The following is a 20,347-nucleotide window of genomic DNA, read 5'->3' on the forward strand; positions in this document are numbered from 1 at the left end:
TGGTTTAATTTAGTAAATTTAGAAACAATTAGCAGTAATTGGCAACAATTTTTATACATATCAGCTTCAATAGGATTTTGTGATGAATAAAGTATTTAAAGTGGTGTTCAATCGAACGACTCAACAATGGACAGTGACATCTGAGCTGGCTCGTGGTGCGGTCAAATCATCAAGCAGTGAGGTCAAAAAACCATCCTTAATAAAGGCGGTGAGTACGGCTACACTGGCGATGGTGGTGGCGTCTGCATCGGTGACTGCGGTGGCTTTTGATGATCTTGAGCTTGATTTTGAAATGACGGATGAGCAGTATCATAAAAATGTCGCCGCTCAGACAACGCCTACTGCACCAAACACGACGCCTTCGCACACCGTTGAGATCGATGGTACTGTGCTGCCGCCAGCAACCAGTCCGACGCCTGTGCATGAAGTTGTGATCGATGGTGAGGTCTTGGTACCTGCACCAAAAACCGAACCGATGCCAAGCACACCTGTGACACCACCGACTTCTGGGCATAATGTGACGATCGATGCTGATCCAAATGAAGTGACAAATCCGACGCCAAACACGATGCTTGCGACGGTGGCTTATGTCGATGCACAAAATCAAGCGCAGGATGCAGCGATCGCAACCAAGGCTGATCAAGTTACGCTGGATGCGCTGAATGAAAAAGTCAAACAGATCGACATTGCTAAAGCAACTAAGCAATCGGTAAGTGCTGCGACAACGCGTATCAAAGAGATCCAGACTCAGTTAACCACCTTGTCTGATCAAGTCGATGCTAAAGCCGATGCTACCACTGTCAATGATTTGACTACAAAAGTAGAAGCAAACACCCAAGCAATTGCCACTAAAGCAGATGCTACCACTGTCACCACATTGGCAGAAAAAGTAGACACCAAAGCAGATACTGAAACTGTTAATGCTTTATCTACAAAAGTAGATACCAAAGCAAGCAAACAAGAAGTATCAGCAGCACTTTCTCAAGTCGCCTCACACGCAGAAGATTATGCCGATCGTCAAGATGCAGCCATCAAAGCAATTGCTAATAAAGCACAACAAACGGCTGATGCAAACACTCAAGCAATTGCCACCAAAGCAGATGCTACAACCGTTGCTGCTTTGACAGAAACTGTGAACACCAAAGCTGACACCAGCTATGTCAATGCTCAAAACCAAGCACAAGATGCTATCATTGCAACCAAAGCAGATGCCACAACAGTCACTGCTTTGACTACAAAAGTAGACACCAAAGCAAGCAAACAAGAAGTATCAGCAGCACTTTCTCAAGTCGCTTCACATGCAGAAGGTTATGCGGATCGTCAAGATGCTGTTATCAAAGCAATTGCTGATAAAGCACAACAAACGGCTGATGCAAACACTCAAGCAATTGCCACTAAAGCAGATGTTACCACCGTCACTGCTTTGTCTGACAAGGTAAACACTAAGGCAGACACTCAAACTGTCACTGCCTTATCTACAAAAGTAGACACCAAAGCCGATCAATCAGCTTTAAATGATCTAAGCCAAACTGTTGCAACCAAAGCAGATGCCACAACTGTGACCACATTGGCTGACAAAGTAGAATCTAATACTCAAGCCATTGCAACAAAAGCAGGTAAAGATGAAGTATCAGCAGCACTGACTCAAGTTGCTTCACACGCAGAAAGCTATGCCGATCGTCAAGATGCAGCCATCAAAGCAATTGCTGATAAAGCACAACAAACGGCTGATGCAAACACTCAAGCAATTGCCACCAAAGCAGATGTTACCACCGTCACTGCTTTGTCTGACAAGGTAAACACTAAGGCAGACACTCAAACTGTCACTGCCTTATCTACAAAAGTAGACACCAAAGCCGATCAATCAGCTTTAAATGATCTAAGCCAAATTGTTGCAACCAAAGCAGATGCTACCACTGTCACCGCTTTGACCGAAACTGTGAACACTAAAGCTGACACAGCAACAGTCAATGCTTTATCTACAAAAGTAGATACCAAAGCTGACATCAGCTATGTCGATGCTCAAAACCAAGCACAAGATGCTGTCATTGCTACTAAAGCAGATGCCACCACTGTCACTGCTTTGACCGAAACTGTCAATACCAAAGCAAGCAAACAAGAAGTATCAGAAGCACTTTCTCAAGTCGCCTCACACGCAGAAGGTTATGCTGATCGTCAAGATGCTGTTATCAAAACACTTGCAGAGACCGCTCAAGCCACGGCTAACAAAGCACAAAAAACCGCTGATGCAAACACTCAAGCAATTGCAACCAAAGCAGATGTTGAAACTGTCACCGTTTTGGCAGAAAAAGTAGGCACAAAAGCCGACACAGCAACAGTTAATGCTTTATCTACAAAAGTAGATACCAAAGCCGATCAATCAGTTTTGAATGACCTTAGCCAAACTGTTGCAACCAAAGCAGATTCTACAGCCGTTGCTACTTTGACAGAAGCTGTCAATACCAAAGCAAGCAAACAAGAAGTATCAGCAGCACTAACTCAAGTTGCTTCACACGCAGAAGGTTATGCGGATCGTCAAGATGCCGCCATCAAAAAACTGGCGGATGCCGCTCAAGCCACTGCTGACAAAGCACAACAAACTGCCGATGTAAACACTCAAGCAATTGCCACCAAAGCAGATACTGAAACTGTCACTGCTTTGACTGAAACTGTCACTGCTTTGACTGAAACTGTGAACACCAAAGCTGACACCAGCTATGTCAATGCTCAAAACCAAGCACAAGATGCTGTCATTGCTACCAAAGCAGATGCCACCACTGTCACCACATTGGCTGACAAAGTAGAATCTAATACTCAAGCTATTGCAACAAAAGCAGGTAAAGATGAAGTATTAAAAGCACTAACTCAAGTCGCTTCACATGCAGAAGGTTATGCGGATCGTCAAGATGCTGTTATCAAAGCAATTGCTGATAAAGCACAACAAACGGCTGATGCAAACACTCAAGCAATTGTCACCAAGGCAGACGCTCAAACAGTCACTGCCTTGTCCGCAAAAGTAGATACCAAAGCTGACACCAGCTATGTCGATGCTCAAAACCAAGCACAAGATGCTATCATTGCAACCAAAGCAGATGCCACAACAGTCACTGCTTTGACTACAAAAGTAGACACCAAAGCAAGCAAACAAGAAGTATCAGCAGCACTTTCTCAAGTCGCTTCACATGCAGAAGGTTATGCTGATCGTGTTGTTCGCGATATGAAAGTGGATATTGACAAGGCTCAATTGGCTGCAGAAACTTCAGCAACCACCGCCAAAGCGTCACAAGATGCGGCAGCCCAATCGGCAAGCACTGCCCAAGCCGCTCAAGTTAAAGCAACTGAACAAGCAGCTGCCGCTGCAACTTCAGCTGATAAAGCGCAGACTGCTCAATCAGCTGCTGAAAAATCAGCCTTTGATGCCAATGCCTCAGTGAGTGCAGCAACTCAACAAGCAGCTGCTGCCAACGCTTCAGTAACAGCCGCCAAAGCTTCACAAGATGCGGCTAAGGCCTCTGCAGAAAAAGCAGGTGAGCAAGTCACCCTAGCAACTGAACAAGCACAAGCTGCCAAAGCATCTCAAGATGCTGCTAACACATCAGCACAAGCTGCTTTAGCTGCTCAAACCCTTGCAACCACTCAAGCTGGTCTTGCTCAAAACTCAGCTACTGCTGCAAGTCAATCAGCAACTGCCGCTGACTTATCAGCCAATGCTGCCAACGCTTCAGCCCAAACTGCCGCTACTGCTCAAGTTAAATCAGCCGAGCAAGCAGCTGCCGCTGCAACTTCAGCTGATAAAGCGCTGACTGCTCAATCAGCTGCTGAAAAATCAGCCTTTGATGCTAATGCCTCAGTGAGTGCAGCAACTCAACAAGCAGCTGCTGCCAACACTTCAGCTGCCAATGCCGCCCAATCAGCGACAACTGCTGCAGAACAAGCTAAAACCGCAACTACAGCCCAAGCTGCATCGACGCAGTCTGCAAGCGATGCTCAAAAATCAGCCACCGCCGCACAGCAGGCACAAACTGCTGCGACTGCATCTGCGACAAAAGCAGCTGATTCAGTCCAAATTGCCGCTACTGCTCAAGTTAAAGCAACTGAACAAGCAGTAGCTGCCAAAGCATCTCAAGATGCTGCTAACACATCAGCACAAGCTGCTTTAGCTGCTCAAACCCTTGCAACCACTCAAGCTGGTCTTGCTCAAAACTCAGCCACCGCTGCAAGTCAATCAGCTACTGCTGCCAATCTATCAGCCGATGCCGCTAAAGCTTCAGTGCTAGCTGCTGAACAATCAGCAACCGCTGCAGCTGGCGCACAAATCGCCGCTGCAACTTCAGCTGATAAAGCTTTGACCGCTCAATCAGCTGCTGAAAAATCAGCCCTAGATGCCAGTGCTTCATTAACCGCAGCAGCCGACCAAGCAGCTGCCGCCAAAACTTCAGCAGCCGATGCCGCCCAATCAGCAGGCAATGCAGCGACTGCAGCACAAACCGCTGAAAAATCAGCCACTGCCGCACAGCAAGCACAAACTGCAGCCACTGAGCAAGCTGCCGCTGCCAAAGCGTCACAACAAGCCGCATCTGCATCGGCCGCCACTGCCACCGAACAGGCAAGCGTTGCCCAAACTGCCGCCACTGCCGCCACCGACTCAGCGCAGCAGGCCAAAACCTTGGTGGTAAATGCTCAGCAGCTGGCCAGTGAAGTGCGCACCACCGCAGCTAATGCAGAGCAGATTGCCAATCAGGCAAATACCACCGCAGCCAGCGCTTTGAGCATCGCTGAAAATAAAGCCGATGCTGGTGTAGTGACAGCGCTGGGTCAGCAGGTGGCTGTACACAGCACAGCGATCGAGACGCTAAACACCCAGACGCTACAACACACTCAAGCCATCAGCCGCTTGGACACCCAAGTCGGTGTGCTTGACAATAAAGTCACCGAGCTGTCTGGCAGAATGGATGTGCTAGAAAAAGACTTTGAAAGTGGCATGGCGGCGAACGCAGCATTGAGCGGTCTGTTCCAGCCATATGGCATCGGCAGATTTAACGCAACTGCAGCGATTGGCGGCTATCAGTCACAGCAGGCCGTCGCCGTCGGCGCAGGCTATCGCTTTAATCAGAACTTTGCTACCAAAATGGGTGTTGCCACCAGCACCAATGGTGGTGGTACAGCCTATAATGTCGGCGTTAATTTTGAATGGTAATTCGCCATCATCAAAAAAACCGAGCCATCATCAGCTCGGTTTTTTATTTATAAATACTTATTATTTAAACTTCACCACGCCCACGCCATCGGCTTTGGCATTTTGTTCTTGGATGATGGCGGTCTCATCAGGGGTGGGACGGCGTTCGCTATGACCACAGTCGATGCACTCGATGTATTCATCAAAATCGGGCGTGAATACCTGAATCTGTACGACGACATCGACTTTTTTGCACGATGGGCAAGCGACGCCAGCCAAGAACTGCCGCTTTGGGCGAGTGGATTGATAGCGCATCTTAAGCCTCCAGATTGCCGGTGATGCCACGATGGCGCAGCAGGGCATCGGGTGTGGCAGCGCGACCACGGAAGGCCAGATAGTTATCCTTGGCGTCACGCGAGCTGCCACGAGCCAAAATCTCAGCACGGAAGGCACGGCCAGTGGCGGGATTAAAGATGCCATCTTCTTCAAATTTGGCGAAGGCATCCGCCGATAGCACTTCAGCCCAGATGTACGAATAATAGCCACAGGCATAACCACCAGCGAAAATGTGGCTAAAGCCATTGCCAAATCGCTGATAAGCAGGTGGCATCACCACCGCGACCTCTTGGCGGACGGCATCGGCGACAGATAGGATGTCTGTATAGCTGACATGGCCAAAATTTGTCATCGTAGCGGTATGCAGACGCAAATCATACAGCCCAAACTCCATCTGACGCAGAATCTGCATCCCTGCTTGGAAATGTTGGGCATTTAATAGCGCGGCTTTTTTCTCGCTTGGCAATGCCTCACCCGTATCGACATGGCGGCTGATCAGTGCCAAGCCCTCATCAGTGATGGCAAAATTTTCCATAAACTGACTGGGCAGCTCAACAGCATCCCACTCCACGCCATTGATGCCAGAGACCTCAGCGACATCGACCTCAGTGAGCAGATGATGCAGTGCATGGCCAAATTCGTGGAATAAGGTAGTGACCTCATCAAAAGACAGCAGGCTTGGCTTATCACCCAATGGCGGGGCAAAATTGCCCACGATCACGCCTGTCGGCAGCTGCAAGTCATCGCCCGCTTTGCGCCGAGACCCAAAGCCATTTAGCCATGCGCCGCCTTGCTTGCCACTGCGCGCGAACAGATCCAAATATAAGCCGCCAAGCAGCGTATCATGATCATCATCCATCACTTGACAAAACAGCACATCCTCGTGCCAAGCGCTGTAGTCGCTTTTATCCACCATCGCAAGGCGCACACCAAACAGTGTGCAAAAAATTTCAAACATGCCATCTAAGACCACAGGCAGCGGAAAATAAGGACGCAGCTCATCGGAGGTGAGGCTAAATTTAGCTTGGCGCAGTTTTTCGCTGACATAGGCGACATCCCATGGCTTGAGCTCATCAATGCCCAAGGTTTTGGCAAAGTCTTGTAGCTCGGCATATTCCGCCATCGCTTGTGGTTTGGCAGCTTTTGATAGGCTTAATAAAAAGCGTTCGATTTCATCGCTGCTGTCAGCCATTTTGGGCGCCAAAGAGTACTCGCTGTAATCGTTTAGGCCAAGTAATTTGGCTTTTTGGGTGCGCAGATTTAAAATATCGACCATGACCTTGGCATTATCAAACGCTGTGGTATCAGGGCTTTGGTCAGATGCGCGCGTGTTATAAGCATGATACAGCTCTTCGCGCAAAGACGCATCATCGGCAAACTGCATCACCGCCAAATACATCGGCACATCCAGTGTCGCTACATAATCAGTCGGCGTTTTGGCATCAGGATGGGCAGCGCGGTAAGCATCACCTGCAGCCTTGAGTAGTGCCAAGCCATTCTCACTAATCCCCGATAACTCATCGGCGGTCAGTGGGTGAGCATAGTGGCGCGTGGCATCCATCACATTGTCGGCAAATTTGGCAGAAAGTAGGCTAAGCTTGCTTTGGATGTCGCCAAATTCTGCTTTTTTGGCATCATCGAGCGCCACGCCTGAGCGGATAAAGCTTTGTAATTGTTTATCGATCGCTGCACGCCACGCATCGGTCTGATAATCGCTAGGTAGGCTGTCAAATTGATCGCTGACCAGCTGATATAGCTGATACAAGGCGGTCGATTGCCCCACACGAGTGCCAAAGTCGGATAGTTTGGGTAGCATCTCATGATGGGCTTGGCGAATCTCATCGGTGCTTGCCACGCTGTTTAAATGGGACAATGCCCCAAAATAGCGCTCGATGGCGACATTGGATTCATCGAACTTTTCTATGAGGGCGATGGCGGCAGTGGCATCGGTTGGCAGTGCTTCAGTTTCAATGGCATCCAAGGCTGTGATGGCATCGTGTAGTGCCGCTTCAATGAGCGTCATCAAGGTGTCGGGCGTGGCCTTGGCATAATCAATCAGTTGTAGGCGGCCATCAAGTGTGGTGTTTGTTAAATCAATCATCATTTTCCCCGATTTTTGTATTTGATGGCATATAGATGCGTTCGATTTTCGATTTTACAAGCAAATCAGCAGGTAAATGATAACATGAATTCACACCAAATCGCTGCCATCGTGCTAAAATACGCTGCAAAATTTCATCCAAATTCACGGATAAGCACGCATGAACACCATCACCATCACCAGTTATAATATCCATAAAGGCATGTCGCCGATGAACCGTTTGGTGCGACTTTTGGGCATGAAAAATGCGCTGGCACAAATCGATCCTGACATCATCTGCCTACAAGAAGTCCAAGGGCAAAACCTAAAGCGGGCGCTAAGTTTTGCTGAATTTCCCGATGGCGCGCAGCATGAATGGTTTGGTGAGTTTTTGGGCGTATCCTCAAGTTATGGCAAAAATGCCGAGTACGAGCATGGTCATCATGGCAATGCCGTGCTGTCACGCCATCCGCTCGACCCCAAGCACAATCTGAACATCACCGTCAATCGCCTCGAAAAGCGCGGCGTGCTACACTGTGAGGTGCATCCTGAGGGGTGGCCGCATCCTGTGGTCGTGCTGTGCTGCCATTTAAATTTACTACATAAAGATAGGCTAAAACAGTATCAAGCGATCCGCGATTATATCGCCACATTGGACACACAAGTGCCATTGATTTTGGCAGGGGATTTTAATGATTGGTCAAAAAAGTCTTGCCAAGCATTGTCAGGACTTGGGCTGATTGAAGTGTTTGATGTCTGCCATGGTGCATATCCTGCGACTTATCCTGCCAAGATGCCTGTACTGAGCCTTGATCGTATCTATGTGCGTGGACTACAGGTGCATAATGCGGTGGTGCACGGCGGTGTGCCGTGGTCAAATTTATCCGATCATCTGCCAATCAGTGCGGTGGTATCACTAGTTTAATTGAATAATATTGAAGGAAATCTTATGAATCAATGGGTTTTAGCCAGCAATAACAAAGGCAAGCTTACCGAATTTCAAGCACTGTTTGATCAGGCAAATCTAGGCGTCGAGATCATCAGTCAAGGCAGCCTAGGCATTGATGATGCTATCGAAGATGGGCTGAGCTTTGTCGAAAATGCCATCATCAAAGCCCGTCATGCCTCGGCTGCCAGTGGCTTACCTGCCATCGCTGATGACAGTGGTCTGTGTGTGCCTATCCTGGGCAATGCACCGGGGATTTATTCGGCACGCTACGCAGGTACGCATGGTGATGATGCTGCCAATAACGAGAAGCTTTTGGCGGATTTATTGCCTTATCGGGGCGATGCACCGATTGCAGGGTTTTTTGTCTGTGTGCTTGCGATGGTGCGTCATGCCGATGACCCGCTACCGCTGATTGCGATTGGCAAATGGCAGGGTGAGATTTTGGATGCGCCCCGTGGTGAGCATGGCTTTGGCTATGATCCGCTGTTTTGGGTGAATGAGCTTGGCAAATCATCCGCCGAGCTTGAAAAGTCTGCCAAAAATGCCATCAGCCACCGTGGGCAGGCGATGGCACAGCTGTTGGCGCAGCTTTAAAGCGGTGCAATGTAGTCCAACACCAGCATTAGTCGATAGCATCAATTTGCACCATTTTGCCACAATTTAATACGAAACTTTTGGCGTTTTGGTTGTAATTTTTGCCATGATTGGCTATACTGTGTTACTTTTAGTATTTTTATGTGCTTATTGTTAATTATCATTAAAAAATGGATTTAGTTAGCATTGGCACAGCCAGATTTTTGGTCAGTTTTTGACCGACCTGTTTCGTTTTTTTATTTTAATTTTAAGGTGAGTTATGAGCGATCTACAAGTATCTGTGAATGTCATCTCTGACAAAGAAACACAGCTAACCGTAAAAGTGCCAGTTGGCAATATCCAAAACAAAGTTGAAAGCCGTATCCGTAGCGTTGCTAAGACTGCGAAGATCGACGGTTTCCGCAAAGGTAAAGTACCTGTATCACACATCCGTGCCCAATACGGCGCAGGCATCCAACAAGAAGTCATCAATGATGTGATTCGTGACACCGTATTTGAAGCGCTAGCAGCCGAAAAAGTGCGTGTGGTTGGCGTGCCAAACATCGATGATGTCAAGCTAGAAAACGATTTCTTGGTATATCAAGCGACTGTTGAAACTTTCCCAGAAGTGGAAGTTAAAGGTCTAGGCGAAATCGAAGTTGAGCGTCAAGTAGCGAGCGTCTCTGACGAAGATGTCGATGTGATGATCGAAAGCCTACAAAAACAACGCCAAACTTTTGAAACCAAAGACGGCGCTCTAGAAGATGGTGACCAAGCGACTTTCGATTTTGAAGGTTCGATCGACGGCGAAAAATTCGAAGGCGGCAGCGCTGAGAACTACAACCTAGTCATCGGCTCAGGTCGTATGATTCCAGGCTTTGAAGATGGCATGAAAGGCATGAAAGCTGGTGAAGAAAAAACCATTACCGTCACTTTCCCTGAAGACTATCAAGCAGAGCACCTAGCGGGCAAAGAAGCTCAATTTGTCATCACTGTCAAAGAAGTCAAAGCAGCTGCACTGCCTGAACTTAATGACGAATTCTTTGCACTATTTGGTGTGACCGAAGGCGGTCTTGACAAGCTAAAAGCCGATGTTCGTAAGAACATGGAGCGCGAGGTGAAGCATGCAGCACGTAACCAAGTAAAACAAGCGGCATTCGATGCGCTACTTGATAAGAACGAATTTGAAGTGCCAAAAGCAATGCTAGATCAAGAGATCGACCGTCAGCGTCAAATGATGCTAAACCGTTTTGCACAGCAGTTCGGTGCAAACCCAGCGACTTTTGATGCAAATATGCTACCAAATGAGCTATTTGAAGATCAAGCACTTCGTTCAGTGCGTCTAGGCGTATTGGTTAGCCAAATCATTGAAGCACAAAAGCTAGAAGTGGATCAAGAGCGTGTTTCTGCGTTCATCGCTGAGGCTGCTGAAAACTACGAAGATCCACAAGAAGTCATCGACTACTACACCAACGACAAGCAACAACGCGCTCAAGTTGAGTCTGTGGTGCTAGAAGATCAAGTTGTGGATTATCTACTGGGTCAAGCCAAAGTGACTGACAAAGAAGTCAAGTACCAAGAGCTATTGGCGGCAGCACAACAACAAGCCATCTAATTGCCCAGTACTTAGACGGCTAAAAGTTGAATTTAGCAAATTGACAAATGCCCCAAAGCGTATGCATTGGGGCTTTTGTTCTCAAGTATGGCAATTTACTCAATACAATGTTGGAAAAATTATGAATATCAAGCAAAATCCTTTTTATGATCAGCTGGCGGATGCCTATCATGCACCGCAAAATGCACTGGTGCCGATGGTCATTGAGCAGTCAGGCCGTGGCGAGCGTTCATTTGACATTTTCTCTCGTCTATTGCGTGAGCGGGTGATCTTTTTGACTGGTCAAGTCGAAGATAATATGGCGAACTTAATCGTCGCTCAGCTACTGTTTTTAGAGGCGGACAATCCTGAAAAAGACATCCATCTGTATATCAACTCACCCGGCGGTGTGGTGACGGCAGGTATGGCGATCTATGATACGATGAACTTCATCAAGCCAGACGTCTCAACCATCTGCCTAGGTCAGGCTGCATCGATGGGTTCATTCCTATTGTCAGCTGGCGAAAAGGGCAAACGCTATGCACTGGCGAACTCTCGCATCATGATCCATCAGCCGCTGGGCGGATTCCGCGGTCAGGCATCAGACATCGAGATCCATGCTCGTGAGATCATTGAGCTAAAAGCCAAGCTGAACCGCTTATTGGCCGAGCATACCGGTCAGCCTGTGGAGAAGCTTGAGCGTGATACCGATCGTGATAACTTTATGAGTGCCGAACAAGCCAAAGACTATGGCTTGGTCGATACTGTCCTACAAAAACGCCCAAAAGAACTGTAAGAGAAGAGTGCTATGACGAAAACACAAGTGCCAAGCTGCTCTTTTTGTGGCAAGAAAAAAACCGAAGTCGAAAAACTCATCGCAGGCACTGATGCCAATATCTGCAATGAGTGCATCGAGGTGTGTGGTGATTTATTGGGCAATCAAAAAGCCGATAAGGATCAGCCCGCCAAAGCCAAAAAAGCAGACAACGCCAAGGCAGAAAAATCAGCAAGCGATGCCGATGACTGGTTAAATCAGCCTCTGCCAAAGCCAAAAGAGCTGCGAGCGCATCTGGATGATTATGTCATCGGTCAAGATGCCGCCAAAAAAGCGCTGTCGGTGGCGGTCTATAACCACTATAAGCGTCTAAAAGTCGCCCAAAATGAGATCGCTGATGCGGGCGTGGAGCTTGCCAAGAGTAACATCCTATTGATCGGGCCGACAGGTTCGGGCAAAACGCTACTTGCGCAGACGCTTGCCAAGATGCTTGATGTGCCATTTGCGATGGCGGATGCGACGACCCTGACCGAAGCAGGCTATGTCGGTGAAGATGTCGAAAATATCGTCCAAAAACTGCTACAAGCAGCGGACTATGATGTCGAAAAAACCCAAAAAGGCATCATCTATATCGATGAGATTGATAAGATTTCTCGTAAGAGCGAAAATCCATCCATCACCCGTGATGTCTCAGGCGAAGGCGTACAGCAAGCCCTACTAAAGCTCATCGAAGGCACGGTGGCAAATATCCCACCGCAAGGCGGTCGTAAGCATCCACGCCAAGAGATGATTCAGGTGGATACCAGCAATATCTTGATGATTGTTGGTGGGGCATTTGCAGGGCTGGATAAAGTCATTCGTCAGCGTACCGAGAAGACAGGTATCGGCTTTAATGCGGATGTCAAGGCGGCGGATGAATCAAGCATCACTGAGCTGTTCCGTGAAGTGGAAGTTGAGGACTTGATTAAGTTTGGTCTGATTCCTGAGCTGATCGGTCGTCTGCCTGTGATTGCAAGTCTTGAAGAGTTGGACGAAGCGGCGTTGGTGCAGATTTTGACCGAACCAAAAAATGCACTGGTCAAGCAGTATCAGTACCTGTTTGACATGGAAGGGGTGAAATTAAGCTTTGAGCCTGATGCACTGACCGCCATTGCTAAGCGTGCCATGACTCGCAAAACTGGCGCCCGAGGTCTAAGATCGATCATCGAAAATGCCTTGATGGACACCATGTACGAGCTACCAAGCATGACCGATGTCAGCGAAGTCATCGTCACCCAAGATGTCATCGAGCAAGGCGCCAAGCCAACGATTAAGCACAAATAAGCAAATCAGCTTGGCATGATTAAGCCCATCGATCATCATATCGGTGGGCTTTGTTAATTATTCGCCAGTCGGAAAGGGGCGCAACTTGTCGGCATCGATCCATGCCTGCACCCATGTATCAGGTGGTATGCTAAGCTCACCCATCCCAAGCGCATCCAAGACTTGTTTGGTGTCAATGACTTTGCCTGTCATCAGATTGGTGACACCAGTACGCAGCAGTGCATGAGAAGTCGGCACGCCTTTGGCATACATGGTCTGTTCGATATAAAACCAGCGTTCATCGATGGCGCAGATGCGAGTTTTGATAGTGATTTTATCAAATAAGCGGATGCGTTTGCGGTATTGAATGGTGCTGCCTGCCACCACCAGTCCCCAACGGTTGGTGAGGAGTTTTTTGCCCAGTCCTGTACGGATGGCAAAATCATTGCGCCCCAAATCAAACAGCGTCAAAATCCGCCCATTATTCATCTCAAGAAAATTATCAATGTCATTGACATTACACACAAAGCTGACTTCGCCAGTGTCAGTCACGCCAAGCGTCTCGCCTTTTAGTGTGTGATAGATACTTTTGCCGATGCCAGTGCCAAGGCGGATAAATGGGTACATGGGTGATTCCTAATGTATGTAATGAGATTTGCCCATGATAGCAAATTTTACCCAATTTCCGTAGGGGAATGATGACTGGTGGGTCGTAGAATTCCCAAGTTCTAGAATCTAAAAAGCCTAAAGAATAAAATGTAGACTTACAAAAAAAGAACCAAATACAAAATCAATTTGACGCCTTATATGATAAACATCAAATTGATTTTTTTGATAAATGTCGCCGAACAGAAGCTGTCAAGATGCTAAATTTGATAGTTGCCAGATGTTATTTTATGATGTTGATTTCGGCAGTAGGAAATCTAATGCCATCAATATAAACTTGATGGGTGTATTTGCCAGTCGGCGTCTCTGGGTGAAATTTCCAGCAGTTATATATGCCTTCACCATTTTGATTGACACTAGTACCCAAGACGACAGCATCATTTTGGCTTCCAAAGATCTCAAACGGCATTGTTGATTTGGCTTGTAGTCGAGCACCATTTAAGCCGCTAAAAACTTCGGTGGCATTGTAGGCACGATAAGGGTCTAAATTGCGAACAGACCAACAAAACATATCTCCATCTTTAATGGATATGCGTTTTGACCATTTGCTTGAGCCATCAGAGTTTAAAAAATCATACGAAATAGTGGGTGATGACGGATAATAGCCGTAATATCCGCTTTGTCTATTGGCTTGCCTTGCTGCTTCTGCACCCCTTTCGTAAGAGCCGAACAAGTCGGGAATAACAATGGCCTGAGCGGTTGAGATGCCAAGCGTAAGCAAGGATGCAAGTAGTGTGAATTTTTTCATGAGATTGCCTTTAGATGCAGTAATTGGTTGTATTATCGCTAAAACGCCATTTGCGACCATTTTGATCATTGCCTTCGGTTTGGAACATCATGCCGCCTAGAACATAAGGTGATGTAATTTCGACCACAGTTGTGGGCGCATTTGACCAATTGATAAATGCATAGTTGACGTAACTTTTGATATTTGGGTTGTAAGCACCACGTGATAATTCCATGCCGCTATAGATCTGAATAGTCATGGCTTGAGAACGCGTCCATTGAAATCCGCTCTGATAGCTGCCACAGACTTTTTTGACTTCATAAGCATAAGCTTGACTGCTCAACACCAAAAGAGCGCCTATTAATAGTAATTTTTTCATTGCGACACCTATCATACTAGTAAACATCCTGGGCTATGGTCAGCGACTCGCCACTGGCGACCGCCCTGATCCACACCAGTTGGGCTAAGCAACAATGAGCCGCTATACATACCATCAAGCTTGATAACGCTGGCTTGACCATAATCCCACCAAATGACCACATAGCTGGTGAAAAAATTGGCAAACAGGCTTGATTGGCCTATGGCTTCAAAGTATTCTTGTTCGCTGTAGATTTGTGCTTGCAATTCATAGGCTTTTGACCAGCCTTGTTGGGTTTGGTATTTGGCACAGATATTTTTGACTTCATAGGCGTGAGCGTTAATACCAACCGCAAGCCCAATTAAAGACAATGCGAGCGTTTTTAAAATGCTTTTCAAAATGACTCCAATGACTAAAAAATAATCAATAATCCAATGGTGACGAAACAAATTTGTCTTGGCTGATGGTTTAATGATATGATAACTCTTGCTTAATTTCTACCAACTCATAATGTGCAAACGCACCCACTGCCAGTAGGTTTTTTTATGATGATTTATGACACAATTCGAGACTATCGAGAAGAACGCCAATGGTCGCAAGAACAGATGGCAGAAAGGCTTGGTATGTCAAAAAATGGCTATGCCAAAATTGAGCGCGGGGAAGTAACCTTGAATCTTGAAAGACTTGAGCAAATTGTACAGATTTTGGGTGTGGGTATTGTGGATTTGCTACAAAATAAAGATAAAAATGTCGTGGTACAAACGCAGAATCATAACGCAATTTATTATGCAAATTATGCCAGCGATAACATGGTTCTACAGGCGGAAATTGAGAAACTACAATTAATCATCAGTCATAAAGATGAGTTGCTTGCACAAAAAGATGCTTATATCACTGCACTTCAAGCATTGTTAAATAAGCAATAAAGCAAAAGCCCGTCAGATCTGACGGGCTTTGACCTTAATAATACGCCGCCAATTCTTCGGCGCGGGCATCCATCTCAGGCACTTCACACAGATAGCGAGCGATGGTTTGTTCAGATCGGCTGGCATAATTTTCTTGGGCAAATTGTCTGCAGCGCGCCTCACGATCGGCATTGATCATGCGCTGATCCGCACGCAGCGCTTCACGCGTCTCATCAGGCAGTGCATTCCACACACCATTAAGATTGGTGACGGCATCATCATACAGTTGTTTGGCTTCAGTGGTGCTCAGGTTATACACAGGGTCATCACTGCCCTCATTGATGTAGCTTGTATCGGTGTCGCTTGGCTCATCGACATAGCTGATTTGGGCAGCATAAATTTGTAAGGCCTCTGTGCGCGCATTTAGCTGCGGCACTTCACAGCGATAGCGCGCGGTCTCGATCTCGATGGCTGTCGTAAATTGGCTGGCTGCTTGGGCTTTACAATTGGCTTCGCGTTGATTGTTGATACTGCGCTGTTCAGCACGCAACGCCTCTTGGATGGAAGCAGGCAGATTGTTCCAAACGGCGTTGATTTGATTCACCGCGGCCAGATATTCGGCATGTGCTTGATCGCGGGCGGCTTGCTGCTTGGGCGTGACAACAGGCTCTGCTGGGGCGATTGGCTTGATGGGCTGCAGGTTGGCTGGGTTTTGTTGGGCAGTTGTTACAGGGGTAACGGGCGCTTCATTATTCCCAAAAAATCCTGTCGAGGACACCAAATAATAAGCCAAAGCCGCCACAGCAGCCAGCATGATGATCAGCCCAAGGATCCATCGCATCACCGAACCAGATTTCTTCTTGGCAGGCGCGCTGCTGCGATATTCTGGCGCCGATGTCGGTGCGCCATAATGTGGCGCGCTGTAAGCATTTGGCTGATGAGGGCTTGCTTGCATATGATTAAAACGCAGCCATGCATCATAATCAGCACGCTTGATCGGATCTGACAGCACATCATAAGCCTGACGGATGAGGCTGGTCATATAAGCGGCATCATTGGGCGGCAGAGCGGCGTATTTTTTGGTGAGCGCTTGATAAGCGGCATGAATGATTTCAAAGTCGGCCGTTTGGGAGACGCCAAGCATGTCATAATAAGTTTGTTGGTTCATGAGATATTTTGGTTAAGATTGATTAAAGTGGATATTATTTCGCTTATCTTACATAAAATACGAATTACTGTAAATCATTATTATGCCAAAAGCACGCAAATTGCCAAAATGCTCAGTTTCGTCGAGGGATGACTGATAAGCAGGGTGGGTAAAGCCATAAATTTCACGATGATTGTCTTATGATTTGTCTTAAAGCTACAAACAAGCCAAAACTTTGATGACCCATCGGTCATATTTGCCGAATGGGTCAATGTATGAAATGGGGATATGGGTGTGCTATATTATGGATTACCACGGTCGCGCGAGCAGCACGGCTATGACTAACACTCAATAAGGAGTAGGCATGATTTTCCAAGGAAATAAAATTCAGGTCGATTTTCTTGACCAAGCGGCGGGCATCGTCGAGTTTCGCTATGATGCCAAAGATGGCAGCGTGAATAAATTTGACCAACAAACCAGTACCGAATACGAGCAAGCGGTCAGTGCGCTCGAAGCTCGTGATGATATCAAAGGCCTGGTGGTCACCTCAGGCAAAAGCGTCTTTATTGCAGGGGCGGACATCACTGAGTTTGTGGGACACTTTCAAAGATCTCAACAAGAGCTTGAGAGCTGGCTGTACGAATTTAACCAAGTATTTAACCGTTTTGAAGATTTGCCATTCCCAAAAGTCGCCGCCATCAATGGTGCGGCATTGGGCGGTGGCTGTGAGATGACATTGGTCTGCGAATACCGTGTGATGGGTGCATCAGGTCAAATCGGTCTGCCTGAGACCAAGCTTGGCATTTTCCCAGGCTGGGGCGGTACGATTCGTGGTTCACGCTTACTTGGTATCGATAATATCTTAGAAGCGGTGGCGACGGCGAAGTTTTATAAGCCTGATGAAGCTTTGAAAGTGGGCTTTGTGGATGCGGTCGTGGCGGATGAGGCTTTGGTGAATTCTGCTGTCGATTTGGTCAAAAAATGCATTAAAGGCGAGCTGGATTGGCAGGCCAAACGCCAAGAAAAGCTTGAGCCGATTAAGCTTAATCAACTTGAGCAGGCGATGGCGTTCAATAGCGGTAAGGGCATGATCTTTGCCAAAGCCAATCCAAAGCAGTATCCTGCCATCGCACTTGCGGTCGAGGCCATCGAAAAGCACGCCAATCTTAAGCGTGATGAGGCGGTGAAAGTCGAGGTGGCGGGCTTTGCTAAGGCTGCCAAGACCCCGCAAGCAGCTGCCTTGGTCGGTCTGTTCCTTAATGATCAGCTGGTCAAAAAGCTTGCCAAAGAGCACAGCAAAGCAGCGCACGACATCACAGAGGCTGCCGTACTTGGTGCAGGCATCATGGGTGGTGGTATCGCTTATCAAGCAGCAAGCAAGGGCTTGCCAATCATCATGAAAGACATCAAGAGTGAGCAGCTTGAGCTTGGGATGAATGAGGCGACCAAGCTACTATCTAAGCAAGTGGAGCGTGGCAAATTCACCCCTGCCAAGATGGGTGAGACCTTATCTCGTATTCGCCCGACGCTCAACTACGGCGATTTTGGTGAGACTGACATCGTCATCGAAGCCGTGGTCGAAAATCCAAAGGTTAAAGAAGCGGTGCTTGCCGAAGTCGAAAGCTTGGTCAAAGAAGATGCCATCTTGGCATCAAATACCTCAACCATCTCAATCACTCGCTTAGCCAAAGCATTAAAACGCCCAGAAAACTTCGTCGGTATGCACTTTTTTAACCCTGTGCATCGTATGCCGCTTGTGGAAGTCATCCGTGGCGAAAAGACGAGCGAAAAAGCCATCGCCACCACTGTTGCCTTGGCTCAAAAAATGGGTAAAACACCGATTGTGGTCAATGACTGCCCAGGTTTCTTGGTGAACCGTGTCCTATTCCCGTACTTTGGTGCGTTCGATTTGCTGCTCAAAGAGGGCGTGGACTTTGTACAGATCGATAAAGTCATGGAGCGTTTCGGCTGGCCGATGGGTCCTGCTTATCTGATCGATGTCGTCGGTCTGGATACAGGCGTGCATGGCGCTGAAGTGATGGCAGAAGGTTTCCCTGATCGCATGAAGCCTGATTATAAAGGCGGTATCAAGCATCTGTTTGAAAATAACCGCTTGGGTCAAAAAAATGGCGTCGGCTTTTATAAATACGAAACGGACAAAAAAGGCAAACCGAAAAAACTTGCCGATAATGCCACATATGAGCTATTAAAAGCAGTGCAAACCGACAGCCGTCAAGTGGATGACCAAGAGATCATTGACCGCATGATGATTGCGTTTTGTAATGAGACCGTCCGCTGCCTAGAAGATAATATCGTGGCATCGGCAGGTGAGGCGGATATGGCGATGATCATGGGCGTCGGTTTCCCACCGTTCCGTGGTGGCCCATGCCGTTATATCGACCAGATTGGCGTGGCTAACTATGTCGAGCTGTGCAACAAATATGCACATCTTGGCAAGGCGTATGAAGCACCTGCCAAGCTTGTGACTATGGCTGCCAGTGGCGAAACCTTTTACTAATAAAAGATAAGGAATATTATAATGACAGTATTAAGTCCAAAAGATGTAGTCATCGTCGATGGCGTCCGCACGGCGATGGGCAAGACCAAAAATGGTATGTTTCGTCATGTGCGTGCCGATGAGCTGTCGGCAAGCCTGATCAGTGCTTTGATTGAGCGTAATGGCATCGATCCAAGCGAGCTTGAAGATGTGATTTGGGGCTGTGTCAACCAAACGCTAGAACAAGGCTGGAACATCGGCCGCTACGCATCACTATTGGCAGGCGTGCCAAAATCAGTCGCTGCTCAGACGGTGAACCGTCTATGTGGCTCATCGATGCAGGCACTACACACTGCAGCCGCTCAGATCATGACCAATCAAGGCGATATGTTCATCATCGGTGGTGTCGAGCATATGGGCCATGTGGGTATGACGCACGGCATCGATCCGAACCTAAAAGCATCTAAGCACTTCGCGCGTGCCTCAAACATGATGGGCTTGACCGCTGAAATGCTCGGTCGCCTAAACGGCATCACTCGTGAAGAGCAAGACCAATTTGGTGTCAATTCACACAAAAAAGCATGGGCGGCGACCGTCGAAGGCAGATTTGCTAACGAAATCGTCGGTGTCGAAGGTCATGACGCTGATGGCAATCTACAGCTATGCACTGTCGATGAAGTAATCCGACCTGATGCCAACATCGAAGCATTCCAAGCACTCAAGCCTGTCTTTGACCCAAAAGGTGGTACAGTCACCGCAGGCACATCATCAGCACTATCAGATGGTGCATCGGCGATGCTGGTGATGAGTGCTGCCAAGGCAAAAGCACTGGGGCTAAAACCACGCGCTCGCATCCGCTCAATGGCGGTCGCAGGCTGTGATGCTGCCATCATGGGCTATGGCCCTGTGCCTGCCACCCAAAAGGCACTCAAGCGTGCAGGCTTATCACTGTCTGATATTCAGACCATCGAGCTCAACGAAGCATTCGCCGCCCAAGGTCTATCAGTGCTCAAAGGTCTAGACCTACTGGACAAGCAAGACATCGTCAATCATAACGGCGGTGCTATCGCTCTGGGTCATCCGCTTGGCTGTTCAGGTGCTCGTATCACCACGACGCTACTGAATGTCATGGAGCAACAAGACACCCAAATCGGTCTTGCCACCATGTGTATCGGTCTGGGTCAAGGTATCGCCACGATTATTGAGCGTGTATGATGGACTGACCGTATTTACAACGCCAAACCCAATTGTGTACAATGCAA

The 20,347-nt window shown here is 47.7% G+C and carries 16 protein-coding genes; 9 read left to right on the forward strand and 7 right to left on the reverse strand.

Annotation, left to right across the window (positions count from 1 at the left end; genetic code table 11):
• Positions 1-82: 82 nt before the first annotated feature.
• On the forward strand, positions 83-5,197 hold the full coding sequence (locus tag AZ602_RS02600; protein WP_103033573.1) for a YadA-like family protein: 5,115 nt from the start codon (positions 83-85) through the stop codon (positions 5,195-5,197).
• A 60-nt stretch (positions 5,198-5,257) separates the two neighbouring features.
• Here AZ602_RS02600 and AZ602_RS02605 read toward each other — a convergent pair whose 3' ends face one another.
• The gene (locus AZ602_RS02605; RefSeq protein WP_103033574.1) at positions 5,258-5,491 is read right to left on the reverse strand and encodes a YheV family putative metal-binding protein; all 234 of its coding nucleotides are present in this window, start codon (positions 5,489-5,491) and stop codon (positions 5,258-5,260) included.
• A gap of 1 nt (position 5,492) precedes the next feature.
• Entirely contained in the window at positions 5,493-7,613 is a 2,121-nt protein-coding gene (locus AZ602_RS02610) for a M3 family metallopeptidase (protein ID WP_227525154.1), read from the reverse strand.
• 160 nt (positions 7,614-7,773) lie between these two features.
• Between AZ602_RS02610 and AZ602_RS02615 the strand changes: the two genes are divergently transcribed.
• The 5 genes from AZ602_RS02615 to clpX all read left to right on the forward strand — a co-directional run bounded on the left by AZ602_RS02615 (position 7,774) and on the right by clpX (position 12,806).
• On the forward strand, positions 7,774-8,517 hold the full coding sequence (locus tag AZ602_RS02615) for an endonuclease/exonuclease/phosphatase family protein (RefSeq protein ID WP_103033576.1): 744 nt from the start codon (positions 7,774-7,776) through the stop codon (positions 8,515-8,517).
• Between the two features lie 24 nt (positions 8,518-8,541).
• Complete coding sequence (gene rdgB, locus AZ602_RS02620; RefSeq protein WP_103033577.1) at positions 8,542-9,135, forward strand: RdgB/HAM1 family non-canonical purine NTP pyrophosphatase; 594 nt, start codon at positions 8,542-8,544, stop codon at positions 9,133-9,135.
• A 259-nt stretch (positions 9,136-9,394) separates the two neighbouring features.
• Entirely contained in the window at positions 9,395-10,729 is a 1,335-nt protein-coding gene (tig, locus tag AZ602_RS02625) for a trigger factor (RefSeq protein ID WP_103033578.1), read from the forward strand.
• 121 nt (positions 10,730-10,850) lie between these two features.
• The gene (clpP, locus tag AZ602_RS02630) at positions 10,851-11,504 is read left to right on the forward strand and encodes an ATP-dependent Clp endopeptidase proteolytic subunit ClpP (protein ID WP_078318253.1); all 654 of its coding nucleotides are present in this window, start codon (positions 10,851-10,853) and stop codon (positions 11,502-11,504) included.
• 12 nt (positions 11,505-11,516) lie between these two features.
• Positions 11,517-12,806, forward strand: coding sequence for an ATP-dependent protease ATP-binding subunit ClpX (gene clpX / locus AZ602_RS02635; protein WP_103033579.1), 1,290 nt, complete (start codon positions 11,517-11,519; stop codon positions 12,804-12,806).
• A 57-nt stretch (positions 12,807-12,863) separates the two neighbouring features.
• On the opposite strand, the gene AZ602_RS02640 is transcribed toward clpX, so the two are convergent.
• The 4 genes from AZ602_RS02640 to AZ602_RS02655 form a co-directional block, all read right to left on the reverse strand.
• Positions 12,864-13,412 carry an acyl-CoA thioesterase gene (locus AZ602_RS02640; RefSeq protein ID WP_103033580.1) on the reverse strand — a complete coding sequence of 183 codons (549 nt, stop codon included), beginning with the start codon at positions 13,410-13,412 and terminating at the stop codon, positions 12,864-12,866.
• 262 nt (positions 13,413-13,674) lie between these two features.
• A complete protein-coding gene (locus tag AZ602_RS02645; RefSeq protein ID WP_103033581.1) occupies positions 13,675-14,199 on the reverse strand; it encodes a hypothetical protein in 525 nt (174 codons plus the stop codon).
• A 10-nt stretch (positions 14,200-14,209) separates the two neighbouring features.
• Complete coding sequence (locus AZ602_RS02650) at positions 14,210-14,557, reverse strand: hypothetical protein (RefSeq protein ID WP_103033582.1); 348 nt, start codon at positions 14,555-14,557, stop codon at positions 14,210-14,212.
• A gap of 11 nt (positions 14,558-14,568) precedes the next feature.
• Entirely contained in the window at positions 14,569-14,934 is a 366-nt protein-coding gene (locus AZ602_RS02655; protein ID WP_103033583.1) for a hypothetical protein, read from the reverse strand.
• Positions 14,935-15,081: 147 nt separating this feature from the next.
• On the opposite strand from AZ602_RS02655, the gene AZ602_RS02660 reads away from it, so the two are divergent.
• Positions 15,082-15,462: a helix-turn-helix domain-containing protein gene (locus AZ602_RS02660; RefSeq protein ID WP_103033584.1), complete on the forward strand. Its 381-nt coding sequence runs from the start codon at positions 15,082-15,084 to the stop codon at positions 15,460-15,462.
• Positions 15,463-15,496: 34 nt separating this feature from the next.
• Here the strand turns inward: AZ602_RS02660 and AZ602_RS02665 are convergent, their stop codons facing one another.
• Positions 15,497-16,609 carry a J domain-containing protein gene (locus tag AZ602_RS02665; protein ID WP_103033585.1) on the reverse strand — a complete coding sequence of 371 codons (1,113 nt, stop codon included), beginning with the start codon at positions 16,607-16,609 and terminating at the stop codon, positions 15,497-15,499.
• A 343-nt stretch (positions 16,610-16,952) separates the two neighbouring features.
• Here AZ602_RS02665 and fadB point away from each other — a divergent pair, with 343 nt between their 5' ends.
• Positions 16,953-19,106 (forward strand): fatty acid oxidation complex subunit alpha FadB, encoded by a 2,154-nt coding sequence (gene fadB, locus AZ602_RS02670; RefSeq protein WP_103033586.1) that lies wholly within the window; start codon positions 16,953-16,955, stop codon positions 19,104-19,106.
• 21 nt (positions 19,107-19,127) lie between these two features.
• Entirely contained in the window at positions 19,128-20,300 is a 1,173-nt protein-coding gene (fadA, locus tag AZ602_RS02675; protein ID WP_103033587.1) for an acetyl-CoA C-acyltransferase FadA, read from the forward strand.
• The last annotated feature ends 47 nt before the right edge of the window (positions 20,301-20,347 follow it).

Source organism: Moraxella sp. RCAD0137, assembly GCF_002894025.1.
GTDB classification, from domain to species: domain Bacteria; phylum Pseudomonadota; class Gammaproteobacteria; order Pseudomonadales; family Moraxellaceae; genus Moraxella; species Moraxella porci.